This window comes from Phyllobacterium sp. YR620, from assembly GCF_900104165.1.
Classification (GTDB): domain Bacteria; phylum Pseudomonadota; class Alphaproteobacteria; order Rhizobiales; family Rhizobiaceae; genus Phyllobacterium; species Phyllobacterium pellucidum.
Genome location: NZ_FNJP01000004.1, coordinates 1 through 21,317, shown reverse-complemented (window position 1 = coordinate 21,317; position 21,317 = coordinate 1). Strand labels below are relative to the sequence as shown.

Genomic DNA, 21,317 nt, shown 5'->3' with positions numbered 1-21,317 from the left:
ATGAGCAGCCCTATCTTCGCGCGCATCCAGTCCTCCCGCACGGCCGATGATATTGTCGGCCAGATCGAAACGCTTATCCTCGAAGGTGTTCTGCGCGTCGGTGATCGTCTCCCCGGCGAGCGCGACCTTTCGGTACAGTTTGACGTCTCGCGACCGATCCTGCGCAATGCATTGAAACTCCTGGAGACTAAGGGCCTGCTTGTGACGCGGCATGGCGGCGGAACTTTCGTCGCCGATGTCATTGGCGAGGTGTTTTCCAAGCCGATGATGGATCTCATATCCAGCCACCGCAAAGCCGCCGCCGATTATCTCGAATACAGGCGCGAAATCGAGAGCGTCGCTGCCGAATATGCCGCACGGCGCGCGACGGAGGATGACAGGCTCATGCTACATCGCATCATGAGCGCGATGGAGGAGGCCTATAAGGCCAATGATTTCAAGCGGGAAGCCGAACTCGACGTCGAACTGCACAATGCTATCGGCGAATGCGCGCACAATATTATCCTGCTGCACACGTTGCGCTCCTGTTACCGGCTGCTCGCCGACGATGTCTTCTATAATCGTACGGTGATCTACGGTTTCCCCGGAGCGCGCGAAAAACTGCTGGACCAGCACAAGGCGATATTCGCGGCCATCATCAATTCAAATGCGACGGCGGCGCGCGCGGCAGTCGGGCAACATATAGACTACATCGAGCAGGCGCAGAGCGAAGCAGCGCGCAGCAGCGCCTGGAAGAACGTATCGCGCCTGCGCCGCAACCAGCGCGAGTCGGAACGCGGATGATCGCGTTCGACCATGCGCGTGGTCCAACGGAGCTGCGCATCTATGCCATTGGCGACGTGCATGGCCGTTTTGATCTGCTGCAGGGGATGCACCGGCTGATCGCCAGGGAAAACGCCAAACAGCCGCCGCACGACTGGCTCGTCATCCACCTCGGCGACTATGTCGATCGCGGGCCGCAATCGCGAGAGGTGCTTGATCTGCTGGAGCGCGAGACGAGGCAGTCGCGCAATATGCTGGCACTTGCCGGCAATCACGATATCGGACTGCTGGACTTTCTTTCAACCGGCGATGCGTTCGGCGTTTTCGCCCATAATGGCGGACGGCAGACCGCGCTCTCTTACGGTGTCGATATCGATTTCGACGATGCGGTCTCGGTGCTTGCGGGGTGGAAAGAACTGGTTCGCGCCATACCCCATGCGCACAAGCAATTCCTGCGCGGGCTCAAGCGTTCGGTCGCCTTCGGCGATTTTTACTTCTGCCATGCCGGCATCCGGCCCGGCGTCCCACTCGACCTGCAGAACCCGGATGACCTTATCTGGATACGCGGCGAATTCCTCAACAATCCAACGCTTTATGCAAAGGTCATCGTGCACGGCCACACGCCGGTTGACGACGCGGACGTCCGGTCAAACCGCGTGAACCTCGATACCGGCGCCTTTGCCAGTGGCCGGCTCAGCGGCTTGATGATCGAAGAGGACAGGAAGCTGTTGCTGGAGGTGACTCAGCGCGACGACGTGCTTACGCCGTAACCATCGCTGGAGACGACACGCCCGCCGGCATCCACCGAGAAAAGACCTACGCCCATGAAAAGAATGGCTGAGAGCATAACGGCAGTCAAAAGTGCAGCACTCTTGGTGGTCATTTTAGGCGTTTCCATCGTTTAGGGCGCGGCTTGATGCCGGTTAGCCGTGGGGGCACTACAGGACAGTTTGCTTACCAACTAGTGAATCGAAGACACGTTCCAAAGGAATCGCCAGTCCCTATCCGATTCTGGATTTACCTGTTGCAGAGTTGCAACGAATCCGTGTGGCGCGTGCTACTTGCGAGGGAGGAAGAAGCCCAATTTAACGTTGGATCAGAGCGACCCAGGCGCGGGCCAGCGCCAGCCCGGCGGCATCCGCCGCCGCGCCATCGCGGGCAACGTAGCTGTCGTAATTGTCGAGCCATCCCGGATAATTGGACGCGATCTGGTCGTGGAAGACCCGCCGCCACTCCTCGACCAGAGCTGTATCCGCCTCGAAATGAAACTGAATGCCGTAGACCGCGCGCCCGATGCGAAATGCCTGGTTGGCGGTCACATCGCTCGACGCGAGGCGGATGGCATTTTCAGGAAGCGTGAACGTGTCGCTGTGCCAGTGAAAGATCGGAAAACGAAAAGGTACTGATGCCAGCACCGGATCGGCTTCGCTCGCCTCGTTGCGAGTGACTTCGTGCCAGCCGAATTCCGGCGTGCGACCGAGGATATTGTCAGCACCATAGCCGCGCGCGACCAACTGGCTGCCAAGGCAGATGCCAAGCACAGCCTTGTCTGCGTCGCCAAAGCGCTTCGTCAACTGCGCCAGCTCCGGAAGGTACGGATGCGTGGCGTCGGCAAGCGCGTTCTGATCGCCTCCAAGTACCACCAGCGCATCGTGGCCCGAAGCGTCCGCCGGCAGAACTTCGCCGAGATAGGCCTGGCGCAAATCGATGGCAGCCCCCGCTTCGGCCAGCGCCCGTCCCACTTGCCCAAGCCCTGTATCCTGATAATTCTGAACGACGAGAACGCGCATAATGCCTGCCCCAAACCCAAGTGGATTGTCGGATAGCATGGCCCCGAACGAGTCGAAAGCCGTCAAATGACCCTGCAGAACCGAGTGACACCTTTTGGCGAGATTGTCGCGGCACCCTATCGCGGCACGATGATGGGCAATCGCGGCATCATCCATGATCCGGCCACGCGGACGCTGTTGAAGAGGCGCTGGACCAATCGCGCCTGGATCATTTGCGTCTGCAAGTTCAAGAACGTGCGCCGTCCCGTCATGGCGCGGCAAAGCTGGACGGAGCTGTTCTTTCTCGATGAGGCAACGGCGCTTTCCGCAGGGCACCGGCCATGTTTCTATTGCCAGCGCCAACGTGCGCTCGCCTTTCAGGCTGCCTGGGCGGAAGGCAATGGGGACCTCTTGAAGGCGCCGGAGATAGATCGCGTCCTGCACGGGGAGCGGCTTGATCATGAGAGCGGCAAGGCGTTGCACCCGATCAAGGGCCCCGTCCGCGATCTTCCCGATGGCGCGATGATCACCAGCGGCGACAACGCCTTTATCGTAAGAAACGGGAACACGTATCGCTGGTCATGGCAGGGCTACGAGGGCGCGAGGCCGGATGGCGACGCCATGCTGCTGACGCCGCCCTCCACAGTGCGGGCGCTGCGCGCAGGCTACCGGCCGCTCATGCACGGCTTCTGATGTTCACGCCTTCGGGCGGGCGTCTGCCGAAACTCCAGCCCAGGCTTGTTCCGGCAGCGGCGATCAGGATGGCGGCGGACCCCACCAATTGACTTGGCTGCAGCGCATGGCCGAATGCGATGTAGTCGACGAGGATCGCAGCGACCGGATAGATGAACGAAAGTGACCCGGTGATGTGTGTCGGCAATTTCTGGATCGCGCTATAGAGCAGGATGTACATGAGGCCGGTGTGAACGACGCCGATCGTCACGATACTCGCCCACTCCCCGGCGCTTTGCGGCAAGGCGCTGAAATCGGCGAGCGGGGCAAGCATCACGATGCCGACGCACACTTGAATCAGGGCGATCAGGTGTGGCGGGGTTCCCTTCAGCCGCTTGGCGACGATTGCCGCGATCGCATAAAGAAACGCAGCACCAAGCGCGAGAGCGATTCCGGCCATGTAGTCCGAGCCGCTATAGGCGGCGCCGGGCTTGGCCTGGACGATCAGGAGCATTCCGGCGAAAGCGATAAGCAGCCAGAATAGCTTGGTGGCGGTGAGCTTTTCCTTGAAGATCAAGGCGCCGAGGCCAACGAGCATGAAAGGCTGGACATTATAGACAGTCGTGGCGATGGCGATGGAGGCACGCGGATAAGCTGCAAACAATAGCACCCAGTTGGCGACGATCGCCACGCCGCCGATGACGGCGAGGCCGAACAGCTTCGGGGAAATGATATCTCGCCGCAACAGGCCAAGACCCGCGCAAACGGCGAGCAGCGTCAGGGCACCGATGGCGCACCGCCAGAACACGACTGAGAATACCGGCTGGCCCGACATCAAGACGAACCAGCCAATCGTTCCCGAAATGATCATGGCGGCGGTCATCTCGACGCTGCCTCTGACGATATCCTTTTCCATGTCTTTGCTCCTTATGCTGCGAGACAAAGACTAGGCGGATGCGGCAACGTTTGCTATGTTTGAAGAAAGGCGAAGGACCAGCTTCGCCTTTTTAATGCAGGTGAAGTGCGGGAAACACCTTACGGGTACATTGTCATGGACGAACTTGACCGAACAATTCTAGAAATTCTTATCGATGATGCACGCATCTCGCTGAAGGAACTCAGCCAGAAAGTCGGCCTGTCTTCGCCAAGCGTTTCCGAGCGGCTCCGCCGGCTCGAGGAAAAGAATATCATTCGCTCGTTCACGGTGGACATCGATCCCGTGGCGCTTGGTTATGGATTGACGGCGATCGTCCGCATTCGTCCCCTGCCCGGCATGCTGCATATCGTCGAGCGCCTGCTCCAGGAAACGCCCGAAATCACCGAATGCGACAAGGTCACCGGCGATGATTGCTTTATCGGCAAGCTGCAGTTTCGCAGTATGGAGCAGCTTGATTCCATTCTTGACCGGATCGCGGAAAAAGCTGAAACCAACACCTCGATCGTCAAGTCGTCGCCTGTGAAGCGTCGCTTGCCACCTCTTTCCTGATCAGGTTCAGCATGCGCGCCAACTACAAGATGCAGAGACTCTACGTCACCGGTGATCTCGCTCAGGCTGCACGCGTCGATGCGACACCCGATGCGGTCAACTACCTTGCCAATGTGCTTCGCATGAAGGATGGCGACGAGATTTTAGCCTTTAACGGCCGGGACGGCGAATGGCGCGTCGCCCTTCGGTTCGAAACGAAGAAAAAACTCGCGTTTGAAGCGCTCGAAAGGACGCGCGACCAGCCGGCCATCCCTGATCTTGTCTACTGCTTCGCGCCACTGAAACAGGGACGGCTGGACTATCTCGTGCAAAAGGCAGTGGAGATGGGTGCGGGTATCCTGCAACCGGTCATCACCCAACATACGCAGGTTGCCCGCATCGGTATTGATCGTATCGAGGCGAACGCCATCGAGGCGGCAGAACAATGCGGCGTGCTGGCGATCCCTAAGACCCCTGAGCCGTTGAAGCTCGACAAGTTGCTTGATGGCTGGGATGCGGCACGCCGCCTGATCTTTTGCGACGAAGGGCACGAGACGCATAATCCCTTGCCGCTGCTTCAATCCCTTCCCCGCGGACCGCTTGGGGTCCTCGTCGGACCGGAAGGCGGCTTCTCGGAACAGGAGCGCCTGGCCCTGCACAAACTCCCCTTCGTCACCGCGATACCGCTCGGCCCGCGCATCCTCAGGGCGGATACCGCAGCGGTGGCCGCCCTCGCCCTGATTCAGGCGACAATCGGCGATTGGTGAGATACAAATTCTCTTGATAAGACGATAAAAGAAATTCGCTTGCGCTCCTGCCTGAAAACGGCCAATCACGCGCAACCACCTCCATCCAAGCGGAAAGCACCGTCCATGGCGCGCGACACGACAGACGAAACACCGATCTCGAACACCGAAGAACTGGCTGACTATCTTGCCGCGGGATCAAAGCCGGAGTCTGCCTGGCGCATCGGTACGGAGCACGAAAAGTTTCCGTTCTACACCGAAGACAACAGCCCGGTGCCCTATGATGGCCCGCGCGGTATTCGGGCGATTCTGGAAGGCATGCAATCGAAGCTCGGCTGGGAGCCGATCATCGACGAAGGCAACATCATCGGGCTCGTCGAACCGACCGGACAGGGCGCGATTTCGCTCGAACCCGGCGGGCAGTTCGAGCTTTCCGGCGCACCGCTGCTGTCGATCCACCAGACATGCCGGGAGTCCAATGCGCATCTCGCGCAGGTTCGGGAAATTGCCGAACCGCTCGGCATCCGCTTCCTTGGCCTTGGCGGTAGCCCGAAATGGACGCTGGCCGAGACGCCGCGCATGCCTAAGTCGCGCTACAACATCATGACCAACTATATGCCGAAGGTCGGCAAGGATGGTCTCAATATGATGTATCGTACCTGCACGATCCAGGTGAACCTCGATTTCGCCTCCGAGACCGATATGCGCCGCAAGATGCAGGTTTCCGTGAAACTGCAATCGATCGCGACAGCCCTCTTCGCCATGTCTCCGTTCACCGAAGGAAAGCCCAACGGGCTTCTCTCCTGGCGTTCCAATATATGGCGCGACACGGACAACAACCGCTCCGGCGTCTTGCCCTTCATATTCAATGAAAATTTCGGCTTTGCGGACTATGTCGAATGGGCGCTCGATGTTCCGATGTATTTCGTCATGCGCCATGGCCGCTACCACGACTGCACCCATGTTACGTTCCGGCAGTTCATGAACGGCGCGCTCAAGCACGAAATACCGGAAGGCACGCCCAACATGGGGGATTGGGCGAACCACCTTTCGACGCTTTTCCCGGAAGTTCGCCTCAAGCGCTTTCTTGAAATGCGCGGTGCAGATGGTGGTCCATGGCGGCGCATTTGCGCCCTTCCGGCCTTCTGGGTCGGCCTGCTCTATGATGCGGAGGCATTGAACGCAGCCGAGGCGATGACGAAGGACTGGACCTATCCGGAAGTCCAGGCTCTACGCGATGAGGTTCCGGCAAAGGGGCTTAATGCCACTCTCCGCAACCGGGCAGTGCGTGAGATTGCAACGGACGCACTTGCCATTTCGCGCCTCGGCCTCAAGAATCGTGCCCGTTTAAACAGCGAAGGTTTCGACGAAACACACTATCTCGCCTCGCTGGAAGAGGTCGTTGCACGCGGAACGACCTCAGCCGAACAGATGCTTTCCCAGTATCATTCGGTCTGGGGCAGCTCGGTGGAACCCGCATTCCTGGAATATGCCTACTGAGGGATCTTTGACATGACCAAAACAATTCTCGTCACCGGCGGCAGCCGGGGCATCGGCCGCTCTACCGCAATCCTTGCCGGGCGAATGGGCTGGTCGGTCGCGGTCAACTATGCGGGCAACAAAGCGGCCGCCGACGAGGTCGTCGCGGCAATTGCAGATGCTGGCGGCAAAGCCAGGGCCATCCGGGGCGATGTCTCGGTCGAGGCCGATGTTGTTTCGATGTTCGAACAGGCAAGCGAGTTCGGCAAGCTTGACGGAGTGGTCGTCAATGCCGGGATCGTTGCCCCGGCCTCGAAGCTGATGGACATGGACACGGCACGCATGCGCCGCATCTTCGACGTCAATGTGCTTGGCGCCTATCTCTGCGCACGCGAGGCGGTGCGCCATCTTGCCCGCTCGCGCGGCGGCAAAGGCGGATCGATCGTGCTGCTTTCCTCAGCCGCGGCCCGCATCGGCGGACCCAATGAATATGTCGATTACGCCGGGTCCAAGGGTGCAATGGATACGCTGGCCATCGGACTTTCAAAGGAGGTCGGCCCCGAAGGCATTCGCGTCAACGCCATCCGGCCGGGTCTGATCGAGACAGAAATTCATGCAAGCGGCGGCCAGCCCGACCGGGCCCAGCGCCTCGGCGTGACGGCACCGCTCGGCCGCGCCGGCACTGCGAATGAGGTTGGTGAGGCGATCGTCTGGCTTTTGAGCGACGCGTCATCCTATGTGACAGGGTCGCTTCTCGACGTCACCGGCGGCCGGTAAATCTGCTTTACCCGACAATTTTGACTCGCCACCTCCCGCATATGTGTTATGCGGGACGATATCGTTTTTCAGCGGAATTTCTGACACCATGGCAAAGTTCAAAGCATTGGCGGAAGCCTATATTCCCGAATTGCCCAACTATTACCGCGGCAAGGTGCGCGAGAACTATGACCTCGCCGATGGCCGGCGCATCATCATTGCCACGGACCGCATCAGCGCCTTCGACCGCATTCTTGCGGCCATCCCGCTGAAGGGCCAGGTGCTGACGCAGACTGCGCGCTACCAGTTCGAGCAGACCGCCGATATCTGCCCCAATCATGTGATCGAATATCCGGATCCGAACGTGCTCGTCTGCCGCAAGCTGACGATCCTGCCGGTCGAGATCGTGGTTCGCGGTTATCTCGCCGGCACCACCGGCACGTCGATCCTGACGCTTTACAAGGCTGGCAAGCGCGAAATGTACGGCTTCACTTTGCCAGACGGCATGCAGGACAATGAGAAGCTTCCAGCGCCGATCATCACACCGACATCAAAGGCGTTCGACGGCGGACACGACGAGCCTCTGACAGCCGAGGCGATCCTCTCTGAAGGGCTTCTCACGCAAGACCAGTGGGAGACCGTCTCCAGCCACGCGCTCAAGCTATTCGCCCGCGGCCAGGAAATCGCTGCCGGCCGGGGCCTGATCCTTGCCGACACCAAATACGAGTTCGGCATGGATGAAGCGGGCAATATTCTGCTCGCCGATGAAATCCACACACCCGATTCCAGCCGCTATTGGTTTGCCGACAGCTATGCGCCAGGCAAGCGGCCCGTGAGCTTCGACAAGGATTTCGTGCGCAACTGGGTGGTCGAACGCTGCGATCCTTACAAGGACGATATCCCGGAAATCCCGGAAGACGTGATCGACGCGACCACAAAGGTTTACATCCACGCTTACGAAACGATCACCAACAGGACCTTCGACCCCGGCAGCGCCGATATCGATCCGCTCGAGCGTATTCGCGGTAATCTGGCGCGGTTCTTTTGATATAATCGAAGGGCTTCCACCAATATCGAACCCCGCACCAAATACTTCGAGATCCAAGTTATCGCATAGACATAAGATTGGTGATCAGAGCCGCCTTGATATCGAGCGCCGGGTGATTGGCCTGCGGCAGACCCATGTCGTTTAGTTGTTCGGGCGTCAGTTCGGCGAGAACTCTTCGGGCTGCGAGGGCCTGCCTCCGCTTCCTGAAAGCAGCAATCGCTGTTGCAACGATGTTGAGCTTCGTCCCCCATACCTGCGTTTCAGTCGGGGCGCGGCCGATGTGGGTTTCCGTGTGAGCCATTTTTCAATCTCCCTTTTTGCATGTTTGCAGATGGGAGTGTGGCACCGGCGCGCTTTGCGGCTGTTCGGCGGCGCGTGAAAGAGGCGCGCAATAGCGCTAAATCGCTGTTAAATCCTGGCATCGGAATGTTATTCTGCGAATGCGGTCAATAAACTGGAGATGATCTGTGCGCATCAGGTTGCTGGGCGGCCTAGAAGTTACCTCACCGGATGACCGGCAAGTCCGCTTCACAACGCGCAAGACTTCGCTTCTATTCGCCGCCCTCGTCCTCGCTGGCCGCCGCGGCCATCGCCGCGATCAGCTATCTGAACTCTTCTGGCCGGGACGAGCCGACGGGCAAGCTCGCAACAGCCTGCGGCAGGCGCTTGTCGACATCCGGCGGTCTTTCCCGCCCGGAGAGCATGCCACTGCCTATATCGACGGAGATCAGGATTCGGTCGCCCTGATCGTCGATCCCGACCAAACGGACATCTCCATATTCGACCTCAAATTGCAATCGGACCGCCCCTCGGATCTTGCGATCGCCGCGGACCTTTACCGCGGGGAGATGCTTGCGGGGGAAGCCCTTCCGGATGGCATGGACGAGTGGTTCGGACCCCACCAGAACAAATACGAGCAGAAGGCGCAACAGCTGGTGGAACGGCTCAGTCTTGCGCTGTCTCAGCTTGGCTCCCCGGAAGAGACCGCCTGCGAAGGGCTTGCGGAAAGACTGCTGGCGTCGGACCCAACCGCAGAAGCTGCGCATCGAGCACTGATGCGGATACATACGCTGCGCGGCCACGAAAACGCGGCTTTACGCCAGTTTGAATTATGCAAGGCCCTGTTGAAAAAGCACCTCGGCGCAGAACCAGAGGCGCAAACGACCGCGCTTGCGGCTCCCTTGCAGGCGGGCAAGGCAGGCGACCTTCCGCTGACTGCACCCGAGGCCAACGCTGCCACTGGGCCTAAGCCGCCGGCGCCGGCCGTTTCGACCCCGCTTCACGACCGGCCGTCGGTCGCTGTCTTGCCCTTCCAGAATCTGAGCGGAGACCCGGAGCAGGAATATTTTGCCGACGGCATCGTCGAAGATATCACGATCGCCCTCGCCCAGTTCCGCCATCTCTATGTTATCGCACGCAATTCCAGCTTTATGTACAAGGGGAAGGCCGTAGACATAAAGCAGGTCGGACGCGAGCTTGGCGTGCGCTATGTGGTTGAAGGCAGCGTGCGGCGGACAGGCGACCGATTGCGCATTGCCGGGCAGTTGATAGATACATCGACGGGCGCCCACCTTTGGGCCGATCGTTTTGACGGGACGTTGGCGGACGTTTTCGATCTGCAGGACCAGGTCGCCGCAAGCATCGTGGGCGCCATCACCCCCAAGGTCGAGGAGGCCGAAATAGAGCGTGCCAAGCGCAAGCCTACAGAAAGCCTTGACGCCTATGACTACTACCTGCGGGGGCTCGCTGCCTTTGACCGGACAATCACAAACAAGTCGTCCCTTGAGGAGGCCCTGCGCCTTTTCATGCAGGCAATCGAGCGCGACCCGGAGTTCGCCGTGGCCTATGCGCGGGCGGCGCGCTGCTATGCGACCCGAAAGAGCAATGGCTGGATGATCGACCGCGCGCAGGAAACCGCCGAGGCGACCAGGCTTGCCCGGCGCGCGGTCGAACTCGGCTGGGATGACGCGATTGCGCTTTCCTATGGCGGATATGTTCTTGGCTATGTCAGCGGTGATCTTGACACCAGCGCGGCATGCATCGAGCGGGCGCTCGTTCTCAATCCGCATCTGGCCGCCGCCGTTGGCGTCAGCAGCTGGATCAAGATTTGCTTGGGCGAGCCGGAAGCGGCGATCGAGCACGCCTCGCTTGCCATGCGCCTCAGCCCGTTCGATCCGCGCCTGTTTGCCTGGCAGTTCAATGTCGGGCTCGCGCATTTTTGTGCCGGCCGCTATGACGAGGCCGCCGTCTGGGCGGGAAAGTCGATGCGGCATCAGCCCAACTACCCGAGTGCAATGCGCGTCGCGGCTGCCGGCCTCGCCAAGGCGGGGCGGATTGCCGAAGCGCGGGAAATGGTTGCTCGCCTGTGCGCATTCGATCCAACGCTGCGTATTTCAAACCTCGCCGAGATACTACCGCCGTTCCGGCGGCCAGATGATGGAGACAGGTATATAGAGGCACTGCGCATTGCCGGTTTACCCGACTAGGGCGCAGAGGCGCTTTTCCATACGACGAAGGTCGCTCGGTCGAACACGAATAAAGCATTGGAGTCTGTCCTTGGCGGCGCTAAGCTCTGCCCAGCCCAGTGCGAAGGAGGATCGCCGCCATGAATCTTGTAGACATGTTTCTAAAGGGACAAGGGGGCCAGAATATCGAGGCGCTATCCCGCCAGTTCAACCTGTCCCAACAGCAGACCGTCGCTGCCATCCAAGCGCTGATGCCGGCATTCTCGCAAGGCCTGCAGCGGAACGCCGCCGACCCGATGGGCTTCGGCGCTTTCATTCAGGCACTTTCCGCCGGCCAGCACACTAATTATTTCGACAATCCGCAGGCCGCCTTCAATTCGTCCGGCGTCGCCAATGGCAATAATATTCTTGGCCAGCTATTTGGTTCAAAAGACTTGTCGCGCGCTGTCGCCGACCATGCGGCGCAGATGACAGGGCTTGGAGCGGAAACGCTCAGGCAGATGCTGCCGGTCATCGCTTCGATGATGATGGGTGGACTTTACAATAAATCAACCGGCCAATTCGCAGCTTCAGGGCTCGGCGGCGGCAATGTCATCGGCGATCTCATCGAGCAGATGATGCGGCAGGGTGGGGCTGCCATGGGCGGAGGTCAGCCGGCCCCCAATCGCCAGAGCGCGCCCGACGCCTCGGCAAATCCCTGGGGCCAGATCCTCGAAGGCATGTTCGGCGGCGGCACTGCCGGTCAGCAGGGACAGGGACAATCGGCCAATCCGCTTGGAAACAATCCGCTCGGCCAGATATTTGAAGAGATGATGAAAGGTGGCCTCCCGGGTGCCGCCCAGCAGGCACCGACACCACGCAGCCGCGCGCCGCAAGACGATGGAAGCGAGGATACCGCACAAGGGCAAAATCCTTTTGGCGACAATCCGCTCGGCAAGATTTTCGAGGAGATGCTGGGCGGCGGTACCCCGCGCGGCACGCCACCGCCGCAACCGCAGGCAAGGCAGAGGCAGGCGCAGCCGGATCCCGATGCGCCGCCGGCGCCGTCCGACAATCCGCTGAAAGACATACTGGGCCAGATGTTCGACACCGGCCGACAGGCGAACGACCAGTACCAGAAGGGACTTGAGTCGATATTCGACCAGTATCTGCGCGGCATGGACCGCAGCCGCTAAAAGAAAAAGCCCGGCCACGTTGCAGATGCAAGGTGGGCCGGGCAGTAGGCAGGCGAGGCGCCGGGAGGGGATTCCGGCGTGAATGGGCGCCTGCTAACCAGTCAGGTCCTCAGACGATGCTGCGGGCGGCGCGCACGCGTGTGCGCATGTCAGCCAGCGCGCCCAAGCGTTCGCTTGGATCATCGAGCAGTGAGGTACCAATAGCCGAATGCAGATCAGCTCGGGTGACACCGATGTCGTGCAGCATCTCGTCACTCCATTCGCCAAGGCTCAAAATCGTTTTACGATTGCGGCGAGCGACGATCATACGGGTGACAAAGTTGGCCACTTGCGACGCAAATCCTGCGGTCGGGCGGGTGGAACCGGTTACTTCAGTCAATCTGGTCGTCGTCGTCATCGCCGTTACTCCTTTGGTGGCGCTGATCAAGAAAGTTAAACCGCGCAGGAACCATTCCCACGCATCACGCTTGGCCTATCGTTGCCAGCGCTTCCTGAACATCCTCAGAATGATCCATAAGAATTGATTATTCAAACGAATGTTTTTAATGTAAACGTTCAATAATAATGATGGATGAGCCGCCTGGGAGCACGACCATGAACGCACCGCTCGATCTTGACCAGTTGCAGACATTTACAGCAATCGCCGACCTTGGCAGCTTCACCAAAGCCGCCGACAAGGTGAACAAGACACAGTCCGCGGTCTCGATGCAGATGCGCCGCCTCGAAGAACGGGTCGCAAAGGCGCTGTTCGAACGGGATGGGCGCACGAACCGGCTGACCGAGGACGGCGAGCGCCTCCTCGCCTATGCGCGGCGCATGCTCCAGCTCAACAATGAAACCATCGCCGCTTTTGATGATACGCAGTTGCAGGGTCATATCCGCATTGGCACGCCCGACGACTATGCCGATCGCTTCCTGCCCGAAATCATGGCGCGCTTCTCGCGCTCCAACCCGCGGGTCGAACTGTCCGTCGTATGCGAGCCCACCGTCAATCTCGACGAGATGATACGCAAGGGCCAGCTCGACATTGCACTTGTCACCCAGTGCGACGAACAGCGGCGATCGGAAGTGGTGCGAAGCGAGCAATTACTTTGGGTAACGTCCGCGCATCACAATGTCCACGAGGAGCTGGTTTTGCCGCTCGCAGTCGGCCGGCCGACCTGCATCTGGCGTGCTGCCGCTATCGACGTTCTCGACCGGATGAACCACGACTACCGCATCCTCTTTACCAGCTGGTCGGCAACCGTGCTGGCTGCAGCCGTCCTTGCGGGCCTTGCCGTCTCCATCCTGCCGGAATGTGCCTTGCGTCCGGGCATGCGCGTCCTGACCGAGGCCGATGGTTTCGGCCGGTTGCCGGAGTTCGGCATCGGCATCATGCGCGGGCATACCAAGCCCTCGGCGATCGTAGATGCCCTGGCCCAGCATATCGTGGAGAGCCTCGACAACCTGTCGATGCCGACGCCGGTCACGTTGACCCAGGCCGCGGCTCCGATCCTTGCGAACCAGCGACTGCGCCAGGTGCGCGCCACGGAACTCGCGCCGGGCTGGTAAGTAGACGCTTACATTGCGCCTTGCCAGGCTTTGACCGCGTCGAGGGGATAAAGCAGCATCAAGACGTTAAGCGTGAGGTTGTCGCGGATCACCCAGGCAGCCAGAAGCTCGAAGAAGATCGCCAAAACCACGGTCAGCCAGATGGGCGCGCGGGCCGCAAAAAAGAAGCCGATGACCATGAACAGGATGTCGGATACGGAATTCAGGACACTGTCGCCGACGTAGCCGAGAGCAATCGTGGCCTCGCGGTAGCGATTGATGACCATGTCGGTGTTCTCGAATATCTCCCAGGACGCTTCGATCAGAATTGCGATCAAGAGCCGCGCCCCAAGCGGCGTCCTGCGGGCGACAAGCCAAAGCAGACCGTAGAACAGGAAGCCATGAATGATATGCGACAGCGTGTACCAATCGGCGATGTGCTGCGAATTGTCGGACGAGTTCGTCTCGCCCACCCACAGCTTAATTGTACCGCAGGTACAGATCGGATTGCGGCCCATCCACAAAAGGATCGCGGCAGCGGCAGCGATCATCAGCGCTCCGATTAGCAGATAATGGCGCAATTTCAGTCGCTTGGCGGTTAGGGAGGCTGTTGCTGACATGACGATTCCTTTTTTCCCAAGTTAAAGGCGATATCGCGTCGGCTGACAATGGCGCAAGCGATGGTTGGGCAAGACTTGACCTTGTTTCTGGCCCCGATAGTTATACGTCATGAGCGAAGTGCCCGAATCTGCCACCAATGCCGCTGAATATACCGTCTCCGAGATATCCGGGGCGCTCAAGCGCACCGTTGAAGATGCTTTCGGCCACGTGCGCGTGCGCGGGGAGATTTCCGGCTATCGCGGACCGCACTCGTCCGGTCATGCCTATTTTTCGCTGAAGGACGACAAGGCCCGTATCGAGGCGGTGATCTGGCGCAGTTCCATGAACCGCCTTCGCTTCCAGCCGGAAGAGGGCATGGAAGTCATTGCCACCGGTAAACTGACCACCTACCCGGGATCCTCCAAATACCAGATCGTCATCGAGCAGATGGAGCCAGCGGGTGCCGGCGCGCTGATGGCGCTTCTCGAAGAGCGCAAGCGCAGGCTCGGCGCAGAAGGCCTGTTCGATGCTTCGGCGAAGCGGCCCCTCCCCTTCATGCCGCGCATGATCGGCGTCGTTACTTCACCGACGGGCGCCGTCATTCGCGATATCATCCACCGGATCACCGACCGTTTCCCATTGCACGTCCTGGTCTGGCCGGTCCGCGTGCAGGGCGAGACCTCCGGCGTGGAAGTTGCCAATGCGATCAATGGCTTCAACGGGTTGGACGGCGGCGCCCTGCCCCGCCCTGATGTGCTTATCGTCGCGCGCGGCGGTGGAAGCCTTGAAGACCTTTGGGGGTTCAACGATGAAGCGGTGGTGCGTGCGGTCGCGGCCTCGCGCATTCCGGTCATTTCGGCGGTCGGGCACGAAACCGACTGGACGCTGATCGACCTTGCCGCGGATGTGCGGGCGCCGACACCGACAGGCGCGGCGGAGATGGCCGTGCCGGTAAAGGCAGACCTTGCGGCGCACATCGCCATGATGGGTGCGCGGCTCGCCTCAAGCATGTCGCGCTATTTGAACCGCCGCCGCGAAACGCAGCGCGCCCTTTCGCGGGCGTTGCCGTCGGCGGATCAGTTGCTGGCTTTGCCGCGACGGCATTTCGACGAGACCGCCGCGCGTCTTTCCCGCGCGCTCCAGGCGAACACCCAGGGGAAACGCGCTCATTTCGACGGGCGGGCCCGGCAATTGTCACCGCGCCTGCTCCAACACAGGTTCCGCGAAAAGCGGCGCGAGACCGGCATACTCGCTGTTCGTTTGCCGCGTGCACTCGATGTCTTCGTGCGTGATCTTCGGGCGCTCTATCACCGACGGACTGGCCGCCTTTCGATCGAAGCGACGGGGCGCCGGACGGAGCGCGGACGCCAGCATCTGCAGCAACTGGACCGGCGGCTTGGTCAATCGATCGATCTTCGGCTCGACCGCGCCAACCGGAAAAGTTTTGAACTCGAACGGCTGATGCGCACGCTATCGCATGCAAGCGTGCTGGAACGCGGCTTTGCGATTGTGCTCGACCCCTCAGGTGCTCCGATAAAGCGGGCACTGGACATTGCCGGTGGCGATGACCTCACGCTACGTTTTCAGGACGGCGACGTGCAGGCCGTCGCCACGGAGGCAAGCGAGCGCCCGGCCAAGCCAAAACCCGAACGGCCTGCCCCTGCCCCGGCCAAGAAGCCGCCGGTGCCAAGCGGCTCGCAGGGCTCGCTTTTCTGACTATTCCCGCGTCCAGTCAGGACTATTGAGTTCGATCAGTGATCGTGACCAATCGTCGATAAATTGCTGGCGCTGGGCGCGATCCTGCACCGCAAGCAGTGCCGGGCCGATGCGGATCGGCTGGGCGATGCCGGACTCCTTCATATTCTGCGGCCCGTCGACATCGGGCGGCAGCCCACCGGTTTCCGTAAAATAGAAGGCGTTGCTGCGCGCGATTGCCTGTCCCCGTTCGGAAAGCAAGAAATCAAGAAATTGTGCGCCAAGTTCGGCTTGTTTGGCGGCTTTCGGGATGAGCGCGCCACGGCTGAGAACCAGCGTATAATCGCGCGGCACGACGATGCGCAGTTGCGGATGGCGCAGGGCCGCCTCATAGGCATAGGACCCCAGCATGTTGTAGCCGATATAGAGATTGCCCTTGGCGACTTCCTCGATGATTTCGCCGGTGCAGCAACGCGCCACCGCCGCAGCACGCGCCATGCTCTCGAGCAGCCGGCCAAAAACGGTTGTCGTCTGGCGCGCATCGTTGAAAGCAAGAAGATAGCCGATACCCGACAACCGAATATCATAGGTGCCGACGCGCCCGCGATAGTAGTCGAGCCGTTCGCGCAAAAGGTCCGCGAGTTCGACGTGGGTGCGCGGCACTTCGTTGGCTGGTACCAACCGGTTGTTGTAGACGAAAACAGCCGGTTCATAGGTAAAGCCGAAAACCTCGTCGCGCCAATTGGCCCATTCTGCAACCCGTGCCGTTTCTGGTGACCGGTGAGCCGTCGCGCAGCCGTCATTGGCAAGCTTGACCAATTGATCCACCGAGGAAGACAGGAGTAGATCGCCAAGCGGCTCGCCCTTGCGGCAGGCCTCGCTCGCAAGCGAATTCAGCTCATTGGTCAGGTATTCGATATAGTTGATGGTGATGCCCGGCGACGATTTCTGGAAATCCTTGATCAATGGTTTCATCGCCACGAGATCGGTGGTCGAATAGATCGTCAAACGGCCTGTCTCCACGCCGCTCGCCGGAAACACCGTCTTGTCGTCGTCGGCGGCTTTCGCAAGCGAGACGCTGAAGGCGACGACGAGGCTTGCGAGGATTATCCGGATCATGATGTACCACCCTTCAAAAGCGGAAGCGCAAGTATCACCGTAAATCCCCTTTCGTCGCGTGCACGGAAGCTCAACGTGCCGCCGTGGGCCTTGGCAACTTCAAGTGCTATGGCAAAGCCGAGCCCCGAACTTCCTTCGTGTGACTTGGAGGTAGCAAAGCGCTGCGTCGCCCTTTCCCAGCCTTCCGGGGGAATGCCCGGCCCGTCATCCTCGACCTCGACGAAAGCCTCGGCATCGTTTGCGCGAACGCGTACTTCCAGCAGGTGTTTGGCCCCGTGCCGCAAGGAGTTGTCGATGACATTGACGATCGCTTCGCGCAGGCTCACCGCGTCGCCAAGGACAAATGGACGCTCGTCGGGGGCTTCGAAGGAGATGACGATATCCGGATCGACGGTGATCGGGATGGCGGCGCGATAAGCGCGCCGCGCCACATCAACCAGACTGATCGGCTCAAGTTGCACAGAATCCGCCCGGTGGATGACCATGGCGTGGCTCAGCAATTGATTGGTAAGGCGTGCCAGTTCCCCCGCGCGCTCCTGCACGCGTTCGTAGTGCTGACGCCCGGCCTTGTCGAGTTTGTCGCCGCCAAGGAGGTCGATCTGCGCCGAAAGCGCTGTCAGCGGGGTGCGGATCTGATGTGCGGCATCAGCGATGAAGCGCTGCAAGAGATCGACACGCTCGTTAAGACGACCCATGAAGTGATTGATCGACCCGACGAAAGGATCGAGTTCACGCGGAACATCGACGGTAACGGGTGTCAAATCATGCGGATCGCGCCGCCGCACCGCCGTGCCGAGATGTTCGACGGGCTGCAGCGCATAACGAATTGCCAGCATCGCGCCGACGAAGGCGAGGAGGCTCATGACGAGCACGAGAATGGTCGCGCGGAGCGTCAATTCCCGAGTCAGCGCCGAGCGGGCCTCGTTTGTCTGCGCAACGATGACAAAAGCCTCGCCTGACACCGCGGGGTCCGCAAGGACGCGCTTGGCACTGGCAATGCGGACGGGCTCGCCCTTGTAGAACCCTTCCTCAGCGTTCGATACATCGTCGATGCGATCGAGCGGAACCGGGCTTTCGAGGTCGTCATAACCGGTCAGCGTCTCACCATGCGTATTGATGACGCGGTAGAAAATCCGGTCGCGTTCGGCGAGGCCGAGAAGTTCGAAAGCCGAGGTCGGCAGGCGCACCGTCAATATTCCGTCCTCGACAGCAAGACTCTCGGACATCTGCAGCGCGGCGCCGACGAGGAGGCGGTCGTAGGCCTTGTTGGCGGCCGTTTCGGCATAGTACCAGGCGGCAGTCACGAGCAAGGCCGCGCCGATGCCGAGAACGACGGAAATACGCCGGGCAAGTCGGGCAAAAAGCGACGGTTCACGGCGCATCATCGGAAACCAGTTGGTAGCCGAGACCGCGCACAGTCACGATGCGCGCCTTTGCGCCTTCGAGCTTCTTGCGCAACCGGCCGATATAGAGTTCGATCGCATTGGCATTGGCAGCTTCATCGAACCCGAAAATCTGATCGAGCAACTCATCCTTGCTGAAAACGCGGCCAGGACGCGCCACGAGCACTTCCAGCAAGGTCAATTCGCGGCGTTTGAGTTGAACTTCGCGCTTGCCGACATGGACGGAGCGCGCGGCCCGATCGACGGCGATATCGCCGCATTTGATGAGATTGGTTGCTTCCCCGCCGGTGCGCCGCCGCATAAGAACGCGCGCACGCGCTTCGAGCTCGCGAAAATCGAAAGGCTTGACCAGATAATCATCGGCGCCGAGATCAAGCGCGCCGACGCGATCGTCGATCTCTGAGCGGGCGGTCAGGACAAGGACCGGCACCGCATTGCCGGACTTGCGGATATGCTTGAGAATCTCGAAGCCGTTCATACCGGGCAGCATCACGTCGAGGATGACCAGCGCATAGTCGGTGAAGTCGATGATCTCGGCTGCGTCGCGCCCATTGGTTTCCCAATCGACCGCATGGCCGGTCGCCTCAAAACGCTTGCAGATGGCTTCCCCCACATCGCGCGTGTCTTCTACGAGCAATATACGCATGGCGCTTTCATTGGCACGAAACACGAGTGCCAGCAAACATTATGACGAGGCGGTGAACTGTCCCATCGGTGTAGCCCGATAGAGCAACATGCATTCCCGAAATTGCGGTCCATAATGACGGGCTCGGATGCTGCTTCTGATGGAGGTCTTGAGGGACAGGCTTTCACCGGATCATCCGTCAACTGGAGGGGATCATGGGAAAGACATCCGACGAACATTCACGCCAATCACATCTGTCGCGCCGCGTGTTGATCATCGCCGGCGCAATCCTCGCATGCGGCTATGCCGTCGAGATCACTGCTGCTAAGGGCGGTGGCGGCGGGGGCGGAGGAGGTGGTGGTGGGGGCGGCGGAGGCGGCGGCAAAGGCGGCGGCGGTGGCTCTGGAGGCGGAAAAGGCGGCAGCGGCGGAAACAGTGGCAAGGGACGTGGCCACGATGGCGACCCATGCACGACCGGCCAAGGTAGCACGCCCTCCGGTTCGTGCTGACTGCAGGCATGAAGCGTCACACGCTCGCAGGTTTTGACAATTAGGTTTGCCACGTGTTTCCGGCGAAGGGTCCGAAGATTTGGACAAACTGAACGAGAAAATACTGGAAGTCATCGCGGCAACAGCCCCGCTTGTGTTGGCCTACTTCGCGGGCATCGCTTATTTATCGGCCTACCTCGCAAAATTTTCGATCTCGGTGCACGAGGTCGATCTGCCGATTCCAATCGTGCTTTCTCATTCCTTCAACGTGTTTTCCAATCCGGTTTTTCTCCTTGCATCGATTGGACTGGCGATTGCGGCGCTGCTCGCACTAAGTGATGCCAAACTAAAGTCCGTAGTCGCCACGCGAAGCGGTCTCGCAGTCATAATGATCATCGGGGTTTTCGTGGCGGGATTGCTGATCAACAAGATCGCCCAGGTTGCGGCGGATCAGCGTAGCGAGAAGGTCTTGAGCGGCGACACCGCCTGGGTAAGCTTCAAGGCGCCCTTCTCCAAATATGAATTTGAAATGTCAGCAAGTACCGCGCTTCGTTTTGAGCGATGCAAAACGGGGCTGCTGCACATCCTTACGATTGACAAATACACCTATGCGGTATGCCGGGCGACGCCCACGGAGGGCTTGCTTCTGGTCCAATCGAACGACGGGACTGGTTTTTTGCATTAAGGGAGTTCAAGCTATGAAGACCGTGCTCCTTGCGATCTCGACATTCGCCTTCCTTGGTACGAGCGCCTTGGCGCAGGACAACATTGCGGGCAAGGATTGGGAGACATTTTTCTCCACCTATAAAGCGGGGACCTTTGCTGCCATAGGAAAACGTAAGTTCGCTGTTCACACCGAGGGCAACCTCGAACGCGGCTACTTCGAAACCAGCGCGACCACCGTTCAATTTTTCATCTGCCCGTCGGACCGTCAATACCGTTGGAGGTCACCAAGATTGCGCCCGAACCCACGGACGAATGTTCCGTTCCGGGCCGGCCAATCCCGCCCATATCGATCGGCCTCGCGGCCAAGTGGACATACGATGCCGATAAATCCGGATTCATTGTGACCAGCGCCAAACCAGCCATCGGTCCTTACGTTCCCTTGCAAGGACACCTCGTCCAAAATGCTGGCTGCCGTCAAACTGGCTCAATCCAAGGATTACGGCGTCGTTGCCGACGCCAATGATGACTATTCCAAGCTTGTCGCAAAATACCTGAACTTCGATTTGAAGAACTTGGCGGCGGATGAAACCGGGGCCGCTCCTTCAGAAACCGACTGCGCGCAAGCCGGTGATTTCTGGACTTATCCAATCGGAGAAACGGTTCAGAACGCGCAACGCAAGACCCTGGCGGTCACTAAGATCGAACCGACTTTTGGCGGCAAGTGAGACAGATTTTTCAGCAACGATAGTTTTAGAGGGGGAATGGTACGGTCGGGTGGCTTCCCCGGCAATCGTTGATTATTGTTTTTGTTTGATTTTTGCCGATATTCTGTTCTACTTGTGGCACAAAATGTG

At 59.8% G+C, this 21,317-nt stretch carries 24 protein-coding genes; 15 read left to right on the top strand and 9 right to left on the bottom strand.

What is annotated here, in order from left to right:
- Together BLR72_RS14255 and BLR72_RS14250 are read left to right on the top strand one after the other, a co-directional pair.
- Positions 1-783: a FadR/GntR family transcriptional regulator gene (locus BLR72_RS14255; RefSeq protein WP_091949683.1), complete on the top strand. Its 783-nt coding sequence runs from the start codon at positions 1-3 to the stop codon at positions 781-783.
- Positions 780-1,532, top strand: a complete 753-nt coding sequence (locus BLR72_RS14250) for a metallophosphoesterase (protein ID WP_091949680.1) — start codon at positions 780-782, stop codon at positions 1,530-1,532. The genes BLR72_RS14255 and BLR72_RS14250 overlap by 4 nt, the downstream gene beginning before the upstream one ends.
- Here the strand turns inward: BLR72_RS14250 and BLR72_RS22495 are convergent.
- Positions 1,505-1,645 carry a hypothetical protein gene (locus BLR72_RS22495; protein WP_174207689.1) on the bottom strand — a complete coding sequence of 47 codons (141 nt, stop codon included), beginning with the start codon at positions 1,643-1,645 and terminating at the stop codon, positions 1,505-1,507. The genes BLR72_RS14250 and BLR72_RS22495 overlap by 28 nt on opposite strands.
- 202 nt (positions 1,646-1,847) lie before the next feature.
- Positions 1,848-2,552 (bottom strand): type 1 glutamine amidotransferase, encoded by a 705-nt coding sequence (locus tag BLR72_RS14245; RefSeq protein ID WP_091950246.1) that lies wholly within the window; start codon positions 2,550-2,552, stop codon positions 1,848-1,850.
- 66 nt (positions 2,553-2,618) lie between these two features.
- Between BLR72_RS14245 and BLR72_RS14240 the strand changes: the two genes are divergently transcribed.
- On the top strand, positions 2,619-3,224 hold the full coding sequence (locus BLR72_RS14240; protein ID WP_091949677.1) for a hypothetical protein: 606 nt from the start codon (positions 2,619-2,621) through the stop codon (positions 3,222-3,224).
- Here BLR72_RS14240 and BLR72_RS14235 read toward each other — a convergent pair.
- The gene (locus BLR72_RS14235; RefSeq protein WP_091949674.1) at positions 3,208-4,119 is read right to left on the bottom strand and encodes a DMT family transporter; all 912 of its coding nucleotides are present in this window, start codon (positions 4,117-4,119) and stop codon (positions 3,208-3,210) included. The genes BLR72_RS14240 and BLR72_RS14235 overlap by 17 nt on opposite strands.
- A gap of 135 nt (positions 4,120-4,254) precedes the next feature.
- Here BLR72_RS14235 and BLR72_RS14230 point away from each other — a divergent pair, with 135 nt between their 5' ends.
- From BLR72_RS14230 to BLR72_RS14210, 5 genes are all read left to right on the top strand, one after another.
- Positions 4,255-4,689: an Lrp/AsnC family transcriptional regulator gene (locus BLR72_RS14230; RefSeq protein WP_091919645.1), complete on the top strand. Its 435-nt coding sequence runs from the start codon at positions 4,255-4,257 to the stop codon at positions 4,687-4,689.
- An 11-nt stretch (positions 4,690-4,700) separates the two neighbouring features.
- On the top strand, positions 4,701-5,435 hold the full coding sequence (locus tag BLR72_RS14225) for a 16S rRNA (uracil(1498)-N(3))-methyltransferase (RefSeq protein WP_091949672.1): 735 nt from the start codon (positions 4,701-4,703) through the stop codon (positions 5,433-5,435).
- Positions 5,436-5,540: 105 nt separating this feature from the next.
- A complete protein-coding gene (locus BLR72_RS14220) occupies positions 5,541-6,914 on the top strand; it encodes a glutamate--cysteine ligase (RefSeq protein WP_091949669.1) in 1,374 nt (457 codons plus the stop codon).
- A gap of 12 nt (positions 6,915-6,926) precedes the next feature.
- A complete protein-coding gene (locus BLR72_RS14215) occupies positions 6,927-7,670 on the top strand; it encodes an SDR family oxidoreductase (RefSeq protein WP_091949666.1) in 744 nt (247 codons plus the stop codon).
- 88 nt (positions 7,671-7,758) lie between these two features.
- Entirely contained in the window at positions 7,759-8,697 is a 939-nt protein-coding gene (locus tag BLR72_RS14210; RefSeq protein WP_091949664.1) for a phosphoribosylaminoimidazolesuccinocarboxamide synthase, read from the top strand.
- A gap of 58 nt (positions 8,698-8,755) precedes the next feature.
- On the opposite strand, the gene BLR72_RS14205 is transcribed toward BLR72_RS14210, so the two are convergent.
- Positions 8,756-8,998 (bottom strand): YjiS-like domain-containing protein, encoded by a 243-nt coding sequence (locus tag BLR72_RS14205; protein ID WP_091919655.1) that lies wholly within the window; start codon positions 8,996-8,998, stop codon positions 8,756-8,758.
- A gap of 166 nt (positions 8,999-9,164) precedes the next feature.
- Between BLR72_RS14205 and BLR72_RS14200 the strand changes: the two genes are divergently transcribed.
- The gene (locus BLR72_RS14200) at positions 9,165-11,183 is read left to right on the top strand and encodes a BTAD domain-containing putative transcriptional regulator (protein ID WP_091949662.1); all 2,019 of its coding nucleotides are present in this window, start codon (positions 9,165-9,167) and stop codon (positions 11,181-11,183) included.
- Between the two features lie 119 nt (positions 11,184-11,302).
- A complete protein-coding gene (locus tag BLR72_RS14195; RefSeq protein WP_091949659.1) occupies positions 11,303-12,337 on the top strand; it encodes a DUF937 domain-containing protein in 1,035 nt (344 codons plus the stop codon).
- Between the two features lie 109 nt (positions 12,338-12,446).
- Here BLR72_RS14195 and BLR72_RS14190 read toward each other — a convergent pair whose 3' ends face one another.
- The gene (locus BLR72_RS14190) at positions 12,447-12,734 is read right to left on the bottom strand and encodes a DUF1127 domain-containing protein (protein WP_091949657.1); all 288 of its coding nucleotides are present in this window, start codon (positions 12,732-12,734) and stop codon (positions 12,447-12,449) included.
- A gap of 197 nt (positions 12,735-12,931) precedes the next feature.
- On the opposite strand from BLR72_RS14190, the gene BLR72_RS14185 reads away from it, so the two are divergent.
- Positions 12,932-13,888: a LysR substrate-binding domain-containing protein gene (locus BLR72_RS14185; RefSeq protein WP_027230241.1), complete on the top strand. Its 957-nt coding sequence runs from the start codon at positions 12,932-12,934 to the stop codon at positions 13,886-13,888.
- Between the two features lie 8 nt (positions 13,889-13,896).
- Here BLR72_RS14185 and BLR72_RS14180 read toward each other — a convergent pair whose 3' ends face one another.
- Positions 13,897-14,487 carry a DUF2585 domain-containing protein gene (locus BLR72_RS14180; protein WP_091919661.1) on the bottom strand — a complete coding sequence of 197 codons (591 nt, stop codon included), beginning with the start codon at positions 14,485-14,487 and terminating at the stop codon, positions 13,897-13,899.
- A gap of 109 nt (positions 14,488-14,596) precedes the next feature.
- On the opposite strand from BLR72_RS14180, the gene xseA reads away from it, so the two are divergent.
- Entirely contained in the window at positions 14,597-16,183 is a 1,587-nt protein-coding gene (gene xseA, locus BLR72_RS14175; protein ID WP_091949655.1) for an exodeoxyribonuclease VII large subunit, read from the top strand.
- Here the strand turns inward: xseA and BLR72_RS14170 are convergent, their stop codons facing one another.
- Genes BLR72_RS14170 through BLR72_RS14160 form a run of 3 tightly spaced genes read right to left on the bottom strand, consistent with a single transcriptional unit; the run spans position 16,184 to position 19,330 of the window.
- On the bottom strand, positions 16,184-17,281 hold the full coding sequence (locus BLR72_RS14170; RefSeq protein ID WP_091949652.1) for an ABC transporter substrate-binding protein: 1,098 nt from the start codon (positions 17,279-17,281) through the stop codon (positions 16,184-16,186).
- Positions 17,278-18,666, bottom strand: a complete 1,389-nt coding sequence (locus BLR72_RS14165; RefSeq protein WP_091949649.1) for a sensor histidine kinase — start codon at positions 18,664-18,666, stop codon at positions 17,278-17,280. The genes BLR72_RS14170 and BLR72_RS14165 overlap by 4 nt, the downstream gene beginning before the upstream one ends.
- A complete protein-coding gene (locus BLR72_RS14160) occupies positions 18,653-19,330 on the bottom strand; it encodes a response regulator transcription factor (RefSeq protein WP_027230246.1) in 678 nt (225 codons plus the stop codon). Before BLR72_RS14160 ends, BLR72_RS14165 begins: the two co-directional genes overlap by 14 nt.
- A 194-nt stretch (positions 19,331-19,524) precedes the next feature.
- On the opposite strand from BLR72_RS14160, the gene BLR72_RS22490 reads away from it, so the two are divergent.
- The 3 genes from BLR72_RS22490 (at position 19,525) to BLR72_RS14140 (ending at position 21,188) form a co-directional block, all read left to right on the top strand.
- Entirely contained in the window at positions 19,525-19,818 is a 294-nt protein-coding gene (locus BLR72_RS22490; protein ID WP_175492365.1) for a hypothetical protein, read from the top strand.
- Between the two features lie 79 nt (positions 19,819-19,897).
- Positions 19,898-20,482 (top strand): hypothetical protein, encoded by a 585-nt coding sequence (locus BLR72_RS14150; RefSeq protein ID WP_139202535.1) that lies wholly within the window; start codon positions 19,898-19,900, stop codon positions 20,480-20,482.
- A 442-nt stretch (positions 20,483-20,924) separates the two neighbouring features.
- On the top strand, positions 20,925-21,188 hold the full coding sequence (locus BLR72_RS14140) for a hypothetical protein (RefSeq protein ID WP_091949639.1): 264 nt from the start codon (positions 20,925-20,927) through the stop codon (positions 21,186-21,188).
- Positions 21,189-21,317 lie beyond the last annotated feature (129 nt).

What these genes read in the sequence shown, in the direction of transcription:
- BLR72_RS14220 (WP_091949669.1), top strand. Translation starts at nt 5,541, where the DNA reads ATGGCGCGCGACACGACAGACGAAACACCGATCTCGAACACCGAAGAA.
- xseA (WP_091949655.1), top strand. Translation starts at nt 14,597, where the DNA reads ATGAGCGAAGTGCCCGAATCTGCCACCAATGCCGCTGAATATACCGTC.
- BLR72_RS14215 (WP_091949666.1), top strand. Translation starts at nt 6,927, where the DNA reads ATGACCAAAACAATTCTCGTCACCGGCGGCAGCCGGGGCATCGGCCGC.
- BLR72_RS14185 (WP_027230241.1), top strand. Translation starts at nt 12,932, where the DNA reads ATGAACGCACCGCTCGATCTTGACCAGTTGCAGACATTTACAGCAATC.
- BLR72_RS14195 (WP_091949659.1), top strand. Translation starts at nt 11,303, where the DNA reads ATGAATCTTGTAGACATGTTTCTAAAGGGACAAGGGGGCCAGAATATC.
- BLR72_RS14160 (WP_027230246.1), bottom strand. Translation starts at nt 19,330, where the DNA reads ATGCGTATATTGCTCGTAGAAGACACGCGCGATGTGGGGGAAGCCATC.
- BLR72_RS22490 (WP_175492365.1), top strand. Translation starts at nt 19,525, where the DNA reads ATGGGAAAGACATCCGACGAACATTCACGCCAATCACATCTGTCGCGC.
- BLR72_RS14190 (WP_091949657.1), bottom strand. Translation starts at nt 12,734, where the DNA reads ATGACGACGACGACCAGATTGACTGAAGTAACCGGTTCCACCCGCCCG.
- BLR72_RS14205 (WP_091919655.1), bottom strand. Translation starts at nt 8,998, where the DNA reads ATGGCTCACACGGAAACCCACATCGGCCGCGCCCCGACTGAAACGCAG.
- BLR72_RS14230 (WP_091919645.1), top strand. Translation starts at nt 4,255, where the DNA reads ATGGACGAACTTGACCGAACAATTCTAGAAATTCTTATCGATGATGCA.
- BLR72_RS14165 (WP_091949649.1), bottom strand. Translation starts at nt 18,666, where the DNA reads ATGATGCGCCGTGAACCGTCGCTTTTTGCCCGACTTGCCCGGCGTATT.
- BLR72_RS14180 (WP_091919661.1), bottom strand. Translation starts at nt 14,487, where the DNA reads ATGTCAGCAACAGCCTCCCTAACCGCCAAGCGACTGAAATTGCGCCAT.
- BLR72_RS14240 (WP_091949677.1), top strand. Translation starts at nt 2,619, where the DNA reads ATGACCCTGCAGAACCGAGTGACACCTTTTGGCGAGATTGTCGCGGCA.
- BLR72_RS14235 (WP_091949674.1), bottom strand. Translation starts at nt 4,119, where the DNA reads ATGGAAAAGGATATCGTCAGAGGCAGCGTCGAGATGACCGCCGCCATG.
- BLR72_RS14140 (WP_091949639.1), top strand. Translation starts at nt 20,925, where the DNA reads ATGCTGGCTGCCGTCAAACTGGCTCAATCCAAGGATTACGGCGTCGTT.
- BLR72_RS14245 (WP_091950246.1), bottom strand. Translation starts at nt 2,552, where the DNA reads ATGCGCGTTCTCGTCGTTCAGAATTATCAGGATACAGGGCTTGGGCAA.
- BLR72_RS14210 (WP_091949664.1), top strand. Translation starts at nt 7,759, where the DNA reads ATGGCAAAGTTCAAAGCATTGGCGGAAGCCTATATTCCCGAATTGCCC.
- BLR72_RS14170 (WP_091949652.1), bottom strand. Translation starts at nt 17,281, where the DNA reads ATGATCCGGATAATCCTCGCAAGCCTCGTCGTCGCCTTCAGCGTCTCG.
- BLR72_RS14225 (WP_091949672.1), top strand. Translation starts at nt 4,701, where the DNA reads ATGCGCGCCAACTACAAGATGCAGAGACTCTACGTCACCGGTGATCTC.
- BLR72_RS14255 (WP_091949683.1), top strand. Translation starts at nt 1, where the DNA reads ATGAGCAGCCCTATCTTCGCGCGCATCCAGTCCTCCCGCACGGCCGAT.
- BLR72_RS14250 (WP_091949680.1), top strand. Translation starts at nt 780, where the DNA reads ATGATCGCGTTCGACCATGCGCGTGGTCCAACGGAGCTGCGCATCTAT.
- BLR72_RS22495 (WP_174207689.1), bottom strand. Translation starts at nt 1,645, where the DNA reads ATGACCACCAAGAGTGCTGCACTTTTGACTGCCGTTATGCTCTCAGCC.